The organism is Streptomyces sp. NPDC056231, assembly GCF_048270745.1.
Classification (GTDB): domain Bacteria; phylum Actinomycetota; class Actinomycetes; order Streptomycetales; family Streptomycetaceae; genus Streptomyces.
Genome location: NZ_JBLVKW010000052.1, coordinates 20,532 through 34,090 on the forward strand (window position 1 = coordinate 20,532; position 13,559 = coordinate 34,090).

General features: G+C 68.7%; 11 protein-coding genes and 2 pseudogenes. 3 read left to right on the plus strand and 10 right to left on the minus strand.

Annotated features, from left to right (window positions below; all coding sequences use genetic code 11):
- Nucleotides 1-414 precede the first annotated feature (414 nt).
- The 7 genes from ACNPQM_RS30390 to ACNPQM_RS30420 form a co-directional block, all read right to left on the minus strand.
- Nucleotides 415-1,179, minus strand: coding sequence for a hypothetical protein (locus tag ACNPQM_RS30390; protein WP_418086471.1), 765 nt, complete (start codon nt 1,177-1,179; stop codon nt 415-417).
- 395 nt (nt 1,180-1,574) lie between these two features.
- A complete protein-coding gene (locus ACNPQM_RS30395) occupies nt 1,575-1,799 on the minus strand; it encodes a hypothetical protein (RefSeq protein WP_418086472.1) in 225 nt (74 codons plus the stop codon).
- A 240-nt stretch (nt 1,800-2,039) separates the two neighbouring features.
- Entirely contained in the window at nt 2,040-2,423 is a 384-nt protein-coding gene (locus ACNPQM_RS30400; protein ID WP_418086473.1) for a hypothetical protein, read from the minus strand.
- 348 nt (nt 2,424-2,771) lie between these two features.
- Nucleotides 2,772-4,103, minus strand: a complete 1,332-nt coding sequence (locus tag ACNPQM_RS30405) for a Dyp-type peroxidase (RefSeq protein WP_418086474.1) — start codon at nt 4,101-4,103, stop codon at nt 2,772-2,774.
- A 45-nt stretch (nt 4,104-4,148) separates the two neighbouring features.
- The gene (locus ACNPQM_RS30410; RefSeq protein WP_418086475.1) at nt 4,149-5,132 is read right to left on the minus strand and encodes a tetratricopeptide repeat protein; all 984 of its coding nucleotides are present in this window, start codon (nt 5,130-5,132) and stop codon (nt 4,149-4,151) included.
- An 89-nt stretch (nt 5,133-5,221) separates the two neighbouring features.
- Nucleotides 5,222-6,373, minus strand: a complete 1,152-nt coding sequence (locus ACNPQM_RS30415) for a DUF4331 family protein (protein WP_418086476.1) — start codon at nt 6,371-6,373, stop codon at nt 5,222-5,224.
- Nucleotides 6,374-6,493: 120 nt separating this feature from the next.
- Entirely contained in the window at nt 6,494-6,964 is a 471-nt protein-coding gene (locus ACNPQM_RS30420) for a hypothetical protein (protein WP_418086477.1), read from the minus strand.
- 293 nt (nt 6,965-7,257) lie between these two features.
- On the opposite strand from ACNPQM_RS30420, the pseudogene ACNPQM_RS30425 reads away from it, so the two are divergent.
- Nucleotides 7,258-7,585 (plus strand): annotated as a pseudogene (locus ACNPQM_RS30425) (tyrosine-type recombinase/integrase); the annotation flags it as partial.
- Nucleotides 7,586-7,666: 81 nt separating this feature from the next.
- On the opposite strand, the gene ACNPQM_RS30430 reads toward ACNPQM_RS30425, so the two are convergent.
- Nucleotides 7,667-8,209: a carbonic anhydrase gene (locus tag ACNPQM_RS30430; RefSeq protein WP_418086478.1), complete on the minus strand. Its 543-nt coding sequence runs from the start codon at nt 8,207-8,209 to the stop codon at nt 7,667-7,669.
- Nucleotides 8,210-8,483: 274 nt separating this feature from the next.
- Between ACNPQM_RS30430 and ACNPQM_RS30435 the strand changes: the two genes are divergently transcribed.
- Both ACNPQM_RS30435 and ACNPQM_RS30440 read left to right on the plus strand, forming a co-directional pair.
- Nucleotides 8,484-8,666, plus strand: coding sequence for a hypothetical protein (locus ACNPQM_RS30435; protein WP_418086479.1), 183 nt, complete (start codon nt 8,484-8,486; stop codon nt 8,664-8,666).
- Between the two features lie 102 nt (nt 8,667-8,768).
- A pseudogene (locus ACNPQM_RS30440) lies at nt 8,769-9,252 on the plus strand (hypothetical protein); the annotation flags it as partial.
- 281 nt (nt 9,253-9,533) lie between these two features.
- Here the strand turns inward: ACNPQM_RS30440 and ACNPQM_RS30445 are convergent.
- Nucleotides 9,534-10,703: an NlpC/P60 family protein gene (locus ACNPQM_RS30445; RefSeq protein WP_418086480.1), complete on the minus strand. Its 1,170-nt coding sequence runs from the start codon at nt 10,701-10,703 to the stop codon at nt 9,534-9,536.
- A gap of 193 nt (nt 10,704-10,896) precedes the next feature.
- On the minus strand, nt 10,897-13,509 hold the full coding sequence (locus ACNPQM_RS30450) for a PQQ-binding-like beta-propeller repeat protein (RefSeq protein ID WP_418086481.1): 2,613 nt from the start codon (nt 13,507-13,509) through the stop codon (nt 10,897-10,899).
- Nucleotides 13,510-13,559 lie beyond the last annotated feature (50 nt).

The following is a 13,559-nucleotide window of genomic DNA, read 5'->3' on the forward strand; positions in this document are numbered from 1 at the left end:
CCCCACCGGGCCTCCATGCTTAGGTCCTGGCCGCAGGTTGGCCGAAAGCACCTTCGGTGACCTCTACGTTCCGAACGCGATCGCGTGCGCAAGTTGCCTTGTACGTCTGTCATTTGACCTGCGATGGCACGCAAGGTTCTGTTCGTAGTCGTCCACAGGAGGATGGGGAGGGCTGCTGCCGTTGGCCCCCCGTTTGGCCCCCGCGCCCTGGCCAATCATCGTTTTCGTTGGTGCACGCTTTCCAAGTCTGTTGGTGGCTCGGAGGCGTGAGTGCAGGGGCGTTCACCTGCGTTCACGGGGACTTGCTCACTCGGATGCTGCTGGGGCCTGGTCGTGTCCGAACGCCAGTGAACGGAGCTGAATGAGACGGAAACTGAGACGGCCTTCCGTCAGCGATCCGGTTGGACGGACCTGTCAGAAGGGGGGCTCGGGGCCGTCACCGCGCCACGGCTCGTCGGCCCTGGGCCAGGGATTGTGCTCCGAGTCGCAGAACGCGTACCGCTCTCGTCGGACCTCCAGTCCCGTGGTGTCCTCGCCCCAGCTCGTCAGGGCCTCTATCGACCGCTCGCGGTACTGCCACAGCGCGCTTGCGGCCAGAACCTCCCGCAGGAAAGGGACCAGGGCAACTCGATGATGGAGCAGGTGGGGGTCGTCCAGCAGTGGAATGCAGGTGGAGACGGCTGCCTCGCGTACGTGGACGTCAGGGTCGTCGAGGTACGCGGAGGCGGAGCGAAAGAGCTGCGGTCGAATGCGGCAGATCTCGACGTACGGCGGGTACTCCTCAGGCGGGAAGCCGCATCGGCGGCTGATCGCTGCGGCTTCGTCGCAGGCCTCGTTCGCCACAGAGTCAAGCCATCCCAGCAGCTCGGCGCGCATCGGTCCGGGGAAGCTGCGAGCGTTCTTCTTGACGGACCACAGCGAACGTTCATCGTCGAGGATTCCCGCCACGTACAAGGCAGCCGGGGCGGTGGCGGTGTACAGGGTGTTCTGGTGGTGAACCACGCTGTGCAAGACGCCCAGCGCCCGGGACCGTACGCCTTCACTCAGGTCGAGAAGCCCGGTCAGCATCTCGGGCACATTGGCGGCCGGCCCATGGGCGTGCTCCAGGTCACCCCAGCGCGTCGCGGACAAGACTCCCGCGGGATCGATCGGCTCGGCGAACTCCTGCACTAGGGACACGCAGGGAGTATGTCAGCGCTCGGAAGTATCAGACTCAGCCGCGAGGCAGCCACTGCTGCGACCCGCCCGCGTGACGGCGGCTGGCGACCGTGAAGCCGCCAGCCCTGTGCACCTTCTGATCCGTAGCTCTAGCCGGATCGGTCAGTGACGGTCATGCCGGCCGCTTCGAGGCCCCTGGAGGGGGGTAACGGGCGGGGGTGGTTGCTGGGGTTGCGGTACCACGCTGCTGTACGGACGACCCCTTCGTCCCGAAGCAACTTGGGCGGGCGCTTGACCTTGGGTTGGTGTGCTTCTCACCTGCGGCGACGGTCCACCGGTGTGCGTGCATGTCCGCCGCTGTTCGACGGCGTTGTCACGCACTTAAACACTCACTGTTGCTGCCCGTTGATTCCCGCTCAATCGGGCATACCGTGGATACGACGGAGTCGATAGGCGCGGATCTCGCCGTAGAGCACGGATGCCGCAAGTATGAAGAGCACGGTCTCTATGCTCGCTGACCACGGTTCAGGCACCCACCAGTGACCTATGACCGCACAGGCGGCGGAGATCGGCACGGCGAGGAAGTAGCCACGCAGACGCACACGCAGCCGATGCACATCGTGCCGTGGTTCAACTGCCATGATGGCCCTCTGTCATCGCGGGGTGATGCCTGAGTACAAGCGTATGCTGCCCACCTTTGCCCGGTAGGACAATGCTCCAGCAGGGACTCGGCGTTGGATCACGTATCGGCTCGGTCTTGACCAGCGGCAATGGGTGCCAGAGGGAACCTCAGGGCTCGCCCTGGCACACGCTGTTGACCGTGGCTTACCGACCTGTCGGGCACGGATCGGGCACACCTTAAAGTCCCAGGCTTTACCGGATCAGTCAGCCGCGACGGAACAGTTCTCGGGCTCGATGCCGGTGAGATCACACACGGCAGCGTCCGCTTGGCCCTCAGAGGAACGCTGTTGAATGACCGCCGCTGCTGCACGAGTCCCGACATCGAAGCACGTTGGATTCTGCTCCACGAGCACGCTGATGATCTTCGCCCGCGTCGCGACTACGGTGCCCTGGCGGGAATCGGTCTCCCCTTCTTGGGACTCCCGTCGCAGTTGCCTTCGGATCTGACCGGCCCGCGTCTCAAACTCCCGCTTGGCCTGCTCGCACGTCGCGGACCGCCCGGACACGCTGTCGTACTGGGCTGCCCCGGCGGCGTACCCGCCCATGACGAGAGCGATTGCCCCTGCGCTGGTCAGCGCGATCAATGAACGCCTCATGGCGAGGGATGCTATCTGCCCAGGTGAAGAAGCTTTCCCTTGACTCGGACCACCGCTTTAGGAGCGAGGTGGGGCGAGTTGGGGTCTGACCTGTGGGACGCCGACTTCAGCGTTTGTTGGCTGTGGTCCCTGTCGGCAGCCGCAGTTCCCCGTGAGTCCCCGCGCGACGCTCGCCGCGCTCCGGCCGGCACTCGCGTACGGCGCCCCGCGTCGGGCCCGGCTGCTTTCACCGTGTTTCCCCGCTGTTCCCCATCCGTTCTGGTGCGGTTGTGGTGCGGCTACTGGTGACGTTCCGAGCCAGCGCGGAGGCACGGGCTCGCTTGACCGGTGCTCGGTTCACTGGACGTCGGCCAGCCAGCGCAGCGCGCTGAGGCTCGGCAGGAAGAAGTACTCTCCGCCGCGGGTGATGACAAAACGCTCTACGTCGTGCAGGCGGCGCCTGATGGGGTGCTGCGGGATGGTGAAGATGCCGGAGCCGTCGTTGTCGCCCGTGAGCAGGTCCTTCTCCTGGTCGAGGCCGGTGAAGTTGCCCTCGTTCAACCATTGCGACTTCACGAATTCAAACTGACGGTCGAGATGTGAGCCGATGAAGACGAAGACGATGCCACGGTCGGCGCCGTCGTCGTCCAGGATGCCGGCCGGCAGCGGCGGTCCGTAGTTGGTGCCCCGTCGAATCATGCGGTGCAGACGAACGTCGCCGATGATCTCCGAGTCGCGCGGGTTGGCCCGCCTGGCGTGGGCGCCGTGGGGACAGATAGCGCCGCGCGGATCGGACTCGTAGCGGAAGTCGTTGTTGCGCTGGTCGTCTGCCCCCAGGGCCGGGGCGTCGTGCTCGGGCGCCAGGATCAACGGGGCGCCGCTCTGCCAGCGGCCCACGATCTTGGCGGCGAGCAGCGACTCTTCCTCCGGGCTGCCGGAGTTGTCGTGGAGATACCGGCGGAAGGCCGCGACGCGTGTGTGCAGCTTCCGCCAGGCCACGAAGGTGCCGTTGCGGCCGAGCTCGGCCGGCTGCGGCATCGGCGGCAGGTTTCCAGTCTCGTCGGGATAGCCGAGCACGAATTCGCCTGCCTTGAGCACGGAACCGTCACCGGGCGGAGTCTCGGCGCCACTGCCTTCGATCGTGGGGTTACCGATGCCGTCCTTGTAGCCGAAGCTGGTACGCCCTGTGGACAGCTGGTAGAAGTCCTGCCGATGGACGAACTGAAGACCGGGAAGCTGCGCGTGGGCCTTGCGCGCACGTTCGAGGACGACCGCCAATGACTCCTGGTCGGCGGCCAGGAGGGACAGCACGACATGTACCTGGCCGGTGCCGAAGGGCGGCTCCCAGCGTGCGGGTGCGCTCTCACCGGTATCACCGATGGACTCGGCGCGTGCCGCCATGCCTTGCCGGAACTCCTCAGGGAAGGTGCTCAGGGCGGCCGGTGGGACCTGGAGCGCTTCGAGTCCCTGGTACGTCAGTCCGACGTTGAGGAGCGCGGGCAGGTCGGGTTGCCACCAGTTGGCAGCGGAGTCGACCAGCTCGGCCAGGCGCCCCATCAGCTGACGCCCGGCGCCGGGATTGTCCACGCGCAGCAGGATGTAGGTGCCGACGTACGGTGACGGCCGGTTGCGCAGCACGATGCCCTGAATCTCATCCAGCTGCAGCGGCGGTGCTTCAGTCGCTGTCATGTCGTCCTTCCGGTCAGGTATCGGCCGACTTTGTACCAATTGCCGCTACTGTCGGCGCTGTCCGACACGGCACATCGCGCGATTGACGAGCGCGTGGGCGCGCGGGGTCGCTCGAAGCGCGAGGTTCCACCGCGCGAGCCGCAGCGCTCGTTGGGGATCGTCGCCGACGGTCAGCCAGAACTCCGCCGCGTGATCGGCATACGCCTCGGGGTGGCGCGCCATCAAATCCTCGTAGCGTGCGGCAGCGTGGGCACGCCAGAACCGAGCTTCCGTCGATGCCTCGCACCTGCCCAGGAGGCGGGCAAGCCGGGTCGCGTAGTCGGGATCGTCACTGGCGAGGGCCAATCGGCGCAGGCGCTCTATCGCTACGGCCACCCTGCCTTCGGCGGCATCGGCCTCAGCGAGGTGGCCATGCGCCGGCACGTAGGACGGCAGTCGGCGAGTGGCCGACTCCAGCCAGACGCGCGCGCTCACCAGTCCACCCTGGGCCAGCCACATCTGCCCGCACTGGAATTCGAGGACCGCCAGCGGGAAGGGACTGACCCCGCGGAAGACGCGTCTCGCTGCCAAAAACCACAACTCGGCCTCGTCCACCTCGCCGCTCTCGGCCTGACAGCGGGCCATGGCGCCGAGGGTCCAGAAGTCCTGCTGCGTCGACAGCCCCTGTCGATGCAGCGCAAGCGCCTCGTCGTACCGCCCGACCGCCTGACAGACGGCGGCTCGCTCCTCGTCCACGCTGCGCCGATCGAGCCCCAGCGCAGCCGCCGCGTCCAGATCGTCCAGCGCCGCCGCGAATCGATGGAAGAGGCCCGCCAGCCTGGCACGCGCCACAAACGAGCGAGGATCGCGCGGCACCTGGTCGACGAACGTCTCGGCCAGCGATGCCGCGCGCTCGGCCTCGTCGATGCGGCCCCGTACATGCCCGCGCAGGGCGGTCAGCTCCACCAACTCGCCCCAGCCGTCGGCGGTGAGTCGTCCCCGTGTCGCCTGCGACGTCAGACCTTCGATGCGCGCGTCGAGGTTGCCCATGGCGATGATGCCGGCTGTCGTGGACGGCCCGCCCACAAGGTCGGGCCCCCTCTCACCGTCTGCAAGAGTGGCCGCCCTGGAACTGCTCATCAGCCTGCGGCGGCCGTCGGGACGGAAACGGGTTCGGGCGGTTCGGGGTTGGGCGGTGCCAGGTACGGGAACTCGCGCGAAGCCGGGACGGTCCCGTCGACGCCGTCGCTCACGCGCGGGCCATGGCCCGCGTTGACGATCAGCGTGTAGAGCGTGTCGATGACATCGTCGTTGAGCGACCGGCCGCCACAGGTCGCATGCTCCCGTCCCTCCAGCAGGGCCCGCTCGATCTCGAAATAGCTGTCTTCGGCGTACGGCTTGGCAACGTCCACGACCAGGAAGTCCGCGAGCAGCAGCTCCGTCAGCGGATGCGTCCCGTCCGGCTGCGTCGTCCAGTCCAGCTTGCCGTCGAGACCGTCGAAGAAGACCAGGTTGGCGTTAAGGCGTGAGCGATAGGCGGCCACGTAGCTCGGCCCCAGCCGGAACGGATCTTCCTCGTTGTAGAGATCGCGCAGGTCAACGACCTTATTGGCGGCGTCGACCCCGTTGTCCGACAGGAGAATGTTCTTGACCTCGGGGCGGCCGAGGCGTTCGAGGCGCACCGGATACGGCCCGACCGTGACGGTTTCCGCCGCAACGGCGAAGACGCTCCCCGAGGCCGCCCCGAACACCCTGGCGACGTCAAGCTCTACCACGACGGTCAGGACGTCGGCGCCCTCCAGGGAGTTGGTGCCCTTCGGTACGAAGGCGAGCTGCCGCCTCGCCCGCGTCTCCACCTCCTTGGCCACGTCCATGAAGAAGGGATCCAGCTGCAGCCCGGCGTAGCAGCGCACGCCATGCCCCTCGCCGCCCCGCTCGTCATTCACCAGCAACGAAACCGATTCCCCGTTGGGCAGCACGCACGTTCCCCGCTGCGCCAACTCCCCGTTGTCATTCGGTCCGATCGGAATCGAGAAGGTGCAGGTAAGCGCGAATTCGTCGGTGCCGACATCGAGGAGTGAGCTGGAATCTCCCATAGGCACGGATGCCGGACGGACGCGGAAACGATAGCTGGCAGCGTCAGAGAACAGGGCTCCCGGCCGCGCATTGGGAAAGACATTCATGACGAGGACGAGCCGACCCGACCGGGAGGGGCTGGGAAAGGCATAGAGGTCGGTCAGGTCTATGGCCGGATCGGCCAGGGCGCGAGTGCCGGAAAGATGGTCGGACATGATGCTGCGACCTCCGCTGACGGGGCCCGAGCCGACGACCGCGCGCCGTTGCCAGGCCCCCTGGTGGTACCCAGGCGCCATGGCCACGGGGCTGTAGGCACCTGGGACGCGAGACAGCCGCTAGCTGGACGCAGTATCCAGCAACGCGTTGAACGCCTGCGTGACCTTCTGTGCCTTGGCGGTGTCCTCGACCGTCATGGTCGGATTGGAGGCGTACCACATGTCGGCCTCCACGATCTTCGTCGTCAGCCAGTCGACGATGTTCGGAGAGGTCGCCCCGGGCCAGCCCTCAACGACACCTTCGAACATCTCGTCGAACCACGGTGCGGCGTTGGCGAAGATGTCAGCCATGTACGGCTTGAATTCACCGTCATAAGTGACCGCGCCTATGACCTGGGTGTCATTGTTGATGAATGTGACACGGAAGTCGTGGACAGTGCCGACGACCTTTTCGTATTGAAAGGCGTCGTCCTGGATCTTGGCGGCGTTCTGGTGGAACCTTTCTGCCCCTCCTGGCTTGGCATCGAAGAGAACGGTGATTTCCGCTACCTCCCCGACCCGCTTGCCGAGACCGTCGGGCTGCCTGGTCACGATTGGAGTCGCGGAACTCTGTGCCGTCATGACTCCCTCTCCCTTTGATCGTCTATCGGCTGGGCTGCGGACTCTCCTCCCTTCTGAGCGCGTTCCGGAATGCCCACATAGCTAGTTTTGTCGTGCTCCAGTGCGTCGGCAAGGCGATCAGGCCCCCTGGGCCGAAGACGTGAAGGAGGGAACCTTGACGCATGTCTCCCTGGTCTGCGGGCTACCGCACGAGAGGTTCGCGGCCGCTTCCGCCTTCACCACCACTCTCCCCAGCTCCCATCCCGTACGCCGTCGACCCACACACCGACTACGTGTTCACCAAGCTCACGGGTGGGCCGCTGAGCCCGAACACGGACTACCACGACTGGAAGCGGCTCCTGGAGGACGCTGCGGTCCGGGACGGCCGACTGCACGACGCCCGGCACACGGCCGGCGCGGTGCTGATGCTGCTGGGCGTCCCGGATCGGGTGATCGACCAGATCATGGGTTGGGAACCGGGCGGGGCTGCACGGATGAGGGCGCGGTATCTCCATCTCCCCGACCACCTGTTGAAGGAAGTGGCTCGCGCGGCGATCTGGGGAACCCCGGAAACAGCCCCTGTGGACAAAGACACAGGACAACGAGGGCTGAGACAACGTCGAAGGGCCCCACCGCAAGCGGTGGGGCCCTTCGACGTTTTGCCCGGTGAGAGCAATGGCGACCGTGTGCTGCTCAGCCGGGCTGCACGACGGTGGTGATCTTCCCGGTCCCGAGGTCGTACGCGTAGCCGCCGATCTTGATGTTGCCGATGGCCGGCGCGAGCTCGGGTGCCGCGTGCAGCTTGGCGATGTCCTTCTGGACCGTCTTAGACGGCTCCAGGACGGCCATCTCCAAGGAGGTCTGTTCGTCCCAGCCGCCGCGGGCGGCGTAGCCGGCGCGCAGATCGTCGTCGGCGAGCAATCCCGAACCGCAGTCGGTGTGGTGGATGACAGCGATCTCGAACCAGTCCGCGTCGGGAGTCTTGTTCTCGTGCAGGTGCACGATCCAGGCAAGGTCCTGGATGACCGCCGGCGTCACGCGGCCGCCGACGTTACGTGCGACGATCGCTTCTCCGAGCCGGACGCCCAGCACAGCCGCAGGCTCCACGCGCGGATCGATGCAGATGATCAGGTACAGCTGCTTGAAGGGGATGAACGGGAGCCGGGGGACGTCGGCCTGGGCACCGGAGGCCGCGAAAGCCTGGTTGCGCTCCAGGTATGGGGTGAAGTTCGACACGGCTGATCCCTTCAGGAGGCGGTGGCAGCCTGGGGCTGTGGGACCAGCACTGCATGCGTGCCATCGATCTCCGCGATCCGCGAGCTGGCCCGCTCGGCCATGAACCGCTTGACAGCAAGCCCCCCTACCACCATCACCCACGAGGGGAACGTGCGCCAGGCAGGCCCGCCACCGGATTCCGCCCGCATCACTCGCCGCTCGGCATTGGATGGACGGCCGTTACGGCAGCGGTTATGTTCGCTCTCGCGTTCGGCAAGGCTCGCACGGGGCCGCGTTGGACAACCCAGTGCTGCGGACCGAAGGGGTCACCCTGATCAATGGTCTGTTGGCCGCCGCTGTCCTTCTCGGCTTCCTGCTCAATTTGGCGGTCGGTTGGTGGTGGGCAGACCCTGCGGCCGGGTACGTGCTCGTCTACTACGCTGCCCGCGAGGTTAAAGAGATCTTCGACGGCCACTGATCCACCCACGGGTTCCCAGAGAAGCCGACCGCATGCCGACGGTCCGGGCGGAGGGGCGTTCGCGCAGGCTGCTGATGGTGTGGCCGATGGCGCCTGCGGCGCCGACGGCGAGCCTGGCTGGTCGGCGCCGGGTGGACGACATGGGCCATGACCACCGGCCCGCTCACCTGGGCCGCCCTCGGATCCCTCGCCACGATCGGCGTCGGCATCGGCGCCGCCGCCCGCTCCACCCTGCTCTACGAGGAGGCGCGGGAGCTGGAGGCCATCGCCGCTGATGAGCGTCAGGTCGCCCGCGAGCTCAGTGCGGATCGTCGGGCGATTGCTGCGGAGTGGGTGGACCGGGTCCAGCGGGTCTGCAACATCACGCTGCGGATCCTCGCGGTGGAGATCTGGCCGACCGGCACCGGCTTCACCATCGACGCCGAACTCCCCCCTGGGCGGCACCACCTACGACCGGATCGCCCAGCACTCCGCCGCACCGTCCGCCGACGCCCAGCTGCCGCACGGCTGCACCGCCGTCGCCTCGCAAGGCGTCCACCAGGGGCGGGTGCTCATCGACGTGACCACGGTCAACGTGCTCTCCGAGGCCGAGTAGCCGGGAGCGCACGCGCAAGGCCATCGCGACGGCCTACAGCAGGGGTCCGATTCGGGGCTGACGGCCCACAGACGGCCCACGGGATGCCAGGAGCCCCCCCATATGCGGAGAGTTCGCAGGTGGGAGGTTTGTGACATGTACGGCTTGCTTCTCCGACCCGGAGAAGACGAACGCGTACCTCGCGCAGGTCTTGGAGGCGGCGGCCTGACCGTCGTACCGCCAGAGCGACCTGCGCGGCCGGCTGACGTGTGTACAGGGGTTACTGCATGCGGCTACTCGTCGCCCGGCTCGGACGAGGAGTCGTACCCCGCATCCGAGCCGCCGGACGTGTCCTGGGCCGGCTCCGGGGGGCTGTACGTACTCAGCGACGGGCTCTCCGGATCCGGACGCACGGCGCCCAGCAGCGGATTCGACGCCAGCGGCGAGATCTTCACCTGGGACCCGGGCCGGGGCGCCTGCACCACCAGGCCGTTGCCGACGTACAGGGCCACGTGAGTGGCCTTCGGGAAATAGATCACGAGGTCACCCGGGCGGAGCGCGTTCAGCGGTACCTTCCGCAGCTGCTTCCACTGCTCCTGCGAGGTCCGCGGAATCGCGTGCCCCGCGTTCGCCCAGGCCTGCGAGGTGAGCCCGGAGCAGTCGAAGGACGCCGGACCCTCCGCGCCCCACACATACGGCTTGCCGAGCTGCCTGACCGCGTACTTCACCGCCTCGTCGCCCTCCTGGGACGGCGGCAGGGCCGAGGACAGGGCGCCCGAGGTGACCAGTGTGCCCTGGGCCTTGTCCGTGACCTGCTGCTCCAGTTGGGAGAGCTGGGCGATCTGCTCGGCGGAGAGCTTGGCCAGCAGCGCCTCCACCTTCTTCAGTCGCGACTGCACGGTGTCGCGCTGCTTCTTCTGCCGCGCGGCCAGCACCTGCTGTTTCTCGAGCGCCTTGCGGGACGCGGAGGCCAGCCCGTCGGCGCGCTTCTCGGCGCCGGTGAGCCGCTTCACGGTCGCGGCCCGGCCGGCCGCCACCCTCTGAATGACGTGTTCCTGGTCCAGGGCGTGTTCGGGATCGCGGGACAGCATCAGCTGGGCGTACGGGGAAAAGTCGGACTGCCCCTGGTACTGCTCCCGGGCCAGCCGCCCCGCGGCGTTGCGGCTGCGGCCCAGCGCGGTCCGCGCCTCGGCGAGAGCGGTGTCCAGCTTCCTTGTATCCGCCTTCCGCTTCGTCAGCTGCGCCGTGGTTCCGTTGTACGTCTCGCTGGCCTCCTCGGCCTGCTGGTACAGCGTCGTGAGCTCGGTCAGCAGGTCAGCGACGCTCTTCGTGGCGCGTGGCTCACCGGAAGAGCCGGAGAGGCCGGGACTGCTCGGGTCCGCGTGGGCGGCGACGGCGGGTGAGGCCGCGGCCACCGCGGCGAGTGCCGCCGCGCAGACGGTGCGCAGAACCCTGGACGACACGGGATCACCTCCGGTGACGGGGCGATCGCGGGACCACCCCATGAGTGAGCGCAACGCGTCAATACGGTCACTCGGGGGCGGGTGACGCAAGAACCGTGCGGTGTGGCGGCACCCGGATTCGCCCGGACGGCGGGACGACGCTCAAGGGGCCTGGCGGATCACCGCCGGTGCCCTGATCCCGACACCTCCGAGGTCACTTCACCGGGAACGCGTAGAACATCCGGTCCCGCTGGACGACGGCGGACTTCCCGAAGGCCAGCACCCGGTACGGGGCGGTGACCGTGGCGCCCTTCGGGTCCTGCACCCCGATGTCCTGGAACTTCCACAGCCGCCGGCCGTCCGCCGCGGCGAACGCGGTGACCTGTGCGGCCCCGGCCGCAAGCACGGTCCTGCCGCTGGAACTCACGGTGACGACCGGCGCCCATCCGCCGGGCACCGCCTCGGTGGACCGCCGCCAGCGCAGCTTTCCGGACTCCCGCTCGACCGCGCCCACCTCCTGGTTGCGGCTGGTGGTGTGCAGCAGGTCCCCGGCCGGGACCGGTGTTCCGAACGCGGACCCGGCCGTGCCGTTCAGCGTCCACTTCGGCTTGCCCGCGGGCATCTCGAACGACTGGAGGGCGTCGCCCGCCGCCGCGTACAGCAGTCCCCGGTCATCCCCGACGGCTGCCCCGTCCGGATCGACCGTGCCGAACGACTTGGTCCACAGCAGTTTTCCGCTCCTGCGGTCGAACCCACGGAAGACGGCCTTGCCCTTGGCGGCCTTGACGTCGCCGGGGGTGAGCGTCGAACTCTTCTGGCGTACGACGATGTCGTCGGGGCGGACGGCGATCAACTGGTAGGCGGGGGTCGTCGATTCCCGGCCGGTGGGTACGGGGGTCCGCCACAGCTCCTTGCGCCGAACGATGTCGTACGCGAACAGGAATGACGTGACGACCTGCGTGTCCTTCCCGGGCTTCTTGCCCTTCTTCGGCTTCTTGGCCTTCACGGTGACCTTGTGCGAGCCGGTGAACCAGATCGCCGGACCGGACTGGCCGATGACGTCGGACACGGTCAGGAGCGGTGCACCCTCGAACTGGTTCTCGTACGCCACCCGGTGCGCGACCGTTCCGTCCTTCGGCGACAGCCAGAGGAACTCGGACGGCCCGGCGACGAAACAGAACGCGTCACCGACAGCCAGGGCCGCCTGCCCCTTCGCCGCGTCCGGGCACTCCCAGAGGCGGCGGCCGGTCCGCAGATCGACGGCGGAGGCCTGTGTCTCGCCGGTCAGCACGAGCAGCCGGTCGCGCCAGAGCGCGGCGGTGAGCGGCGCGGGTTGGGCCTCGGGTTGGCTGTACACCCAACGCGGCTGCGGCGGCAGCCCGGCCACGGTGGGACCGCTGGGGGACGGGGCGGGCTTGCCGTCGTCCGGGGCGTCGGAGCCGTCGCCCCCGAGCGCGAACACACCCCCACCGCCGACGATCAGCCCGGCCGCGCCGGCGGCCGCGCCGAAGAGCAGGGTGCGGCGGTCGAGCGCGGCGGAGAGGGACGAGGAGGGTGGGGGTGGGGGCGTGGGCGTCACGGGCGGCGGGGGCGAGGCGGGAACCTCCGCTGCCGGGGCCGGGTGGGGGCGTGGCACGAGCGGCGCGACGGGTGGGAGGACGGCGGGCAGCCGGTCCGGGGGACCGGTCCGTTCACGCGGGATGGACAACTGGGTGGTCGGCCGGTCGGGCTCCGGGGCGCGGGGGCTGCCGACACTGCCGATCCGGGTGGTCCGGGTGTCTTCTCCGACGCCGCCGTCGCCGGGCGCGCCGGTGGCGGGGCTGCCAGGTGCGGCGTCGACAGGTTCGGTGGGAGACCCGTGCGGGGCTGTGCCGACGGAGCTGTCCGCCGGCTCGCCGGCCGTGCCTGCGGACACCAGCTCCCTGACGCGGGACTCCTGTTCCGCAAGCGTCTTCGACAGCGGCTCCGGCAGCCAGCCGCCCCTCGCGAGGCCCGCTGCGCCTTCCAGTGCCAGTTCCGCCGCCACCGCCCCTGAGCTCGGCCGTTCGGCCGGATCCTTGGCCAGGCAGCGCGCGATCAGCCCGCGCAAGTCCTCCGGGACCGCGCCCAGTTCCGGCTCCGCATGCGCGATCCGCTCGGCTGCCTCCGCCGCCGGGCCGTCCGCGAGCGGGGTCGTGCCGGTGGCCGCGTACGCCAGCAGCAGGCCGAGCACGAAGATGTCGGAGGCCGGTCCCGCGGTCTCGCCCGCGACCTGCTCCGGGGTCAGATATCCGAGCCGTACGGAGAGCTGCCCGCCCGCTCTGGCCTCGGCATCGGCCGCCGCGCCCAGCGGGCCGAAGGCGGTGAGCCGCGGTCCGTCCCCGGCCAGCAGCACGGTCCTCGGGGCGAGCCCCTCCAGTACGGCCCCGGTGGCGTGTACCCGGGAAAGCGTCTCGGTGATGCCGGCGCCCAGTATCCGCACGGCACGCTCGGGGAGGGGACCCGCTGCGTCGATCGCCTCGGCGAGCGTCAGCGCCGGTACGTACGCCACGGCCGTCCACAGCTCCCCGTCGTCCGTACGGGTGGCGAGCTGCGGCTGGACCCAGCTACCCGCCAGCCGGTCCCCGGAGCGCGCCTCCGCCTCGAAGCGGCGGCGGAAGGCGGGCAGTGCGGCGAGCCCGGGCCGGGCTGCGGTGATCACGACGGTCTGGTCCGCGGCGCCGTCCGTGGTGTCGGCAGCGCTCGCGTCGTGCGCGAGGTACTGGACAGCGCTCGCCGTCTCGCCGAACCGCGCCAGCACGGTGTACGGACCGAGGCGGCGTGGATCGTCCTGGCGCAGCGCCTCCATGGCGCACCCCCTTGTGACCGTTCTCGTGACCATGGATCCGTCGATCCTAG

What these genes read in the sequence shown, in the direction of transcription:
- ACNPQM_RS30450 (WP_418086481.1), bottom strand. Translation starts at nt 13,509, where the DNA reads ATGGAGGCGCTGCGCCAGGACGATCCACGCCGCCTCGGTCCGTACACC.
- ACNPQM_RS30395 (WP_418086472.1), bottom strand. Translation starts at nt 1,799, where the DNA reads ATGGCAGTTGAACCACGGCACGATGTGCATCGGCTGCGTGTGCGTCTG.
- ACNPQM_RS30405 (WP_418086474.1), bottom strand. Translation starts at nt 4,103, where the DNA reads ATGACAGCGACTGAAGCACCGCCGCTGCAGCTGGATGAGATTCAGGGC.
- ACNPQM_RS30415 (WP_418086476.1), bottom strand. Translation starts at nt 6,373, where the DNA reads ATGTCCGACCATCTTTCCGGCACTCGCGCCCTGGCCGATCCGGCCATA.
- ACNPQM_RS30410 (WP_418086475.1), bottom strand. Translation starts at nt 5,132, where the DNA reads ATGGGCAACCTCGACGCGCGCATCGAAGGTCTGACGTCGCAGGCGACA.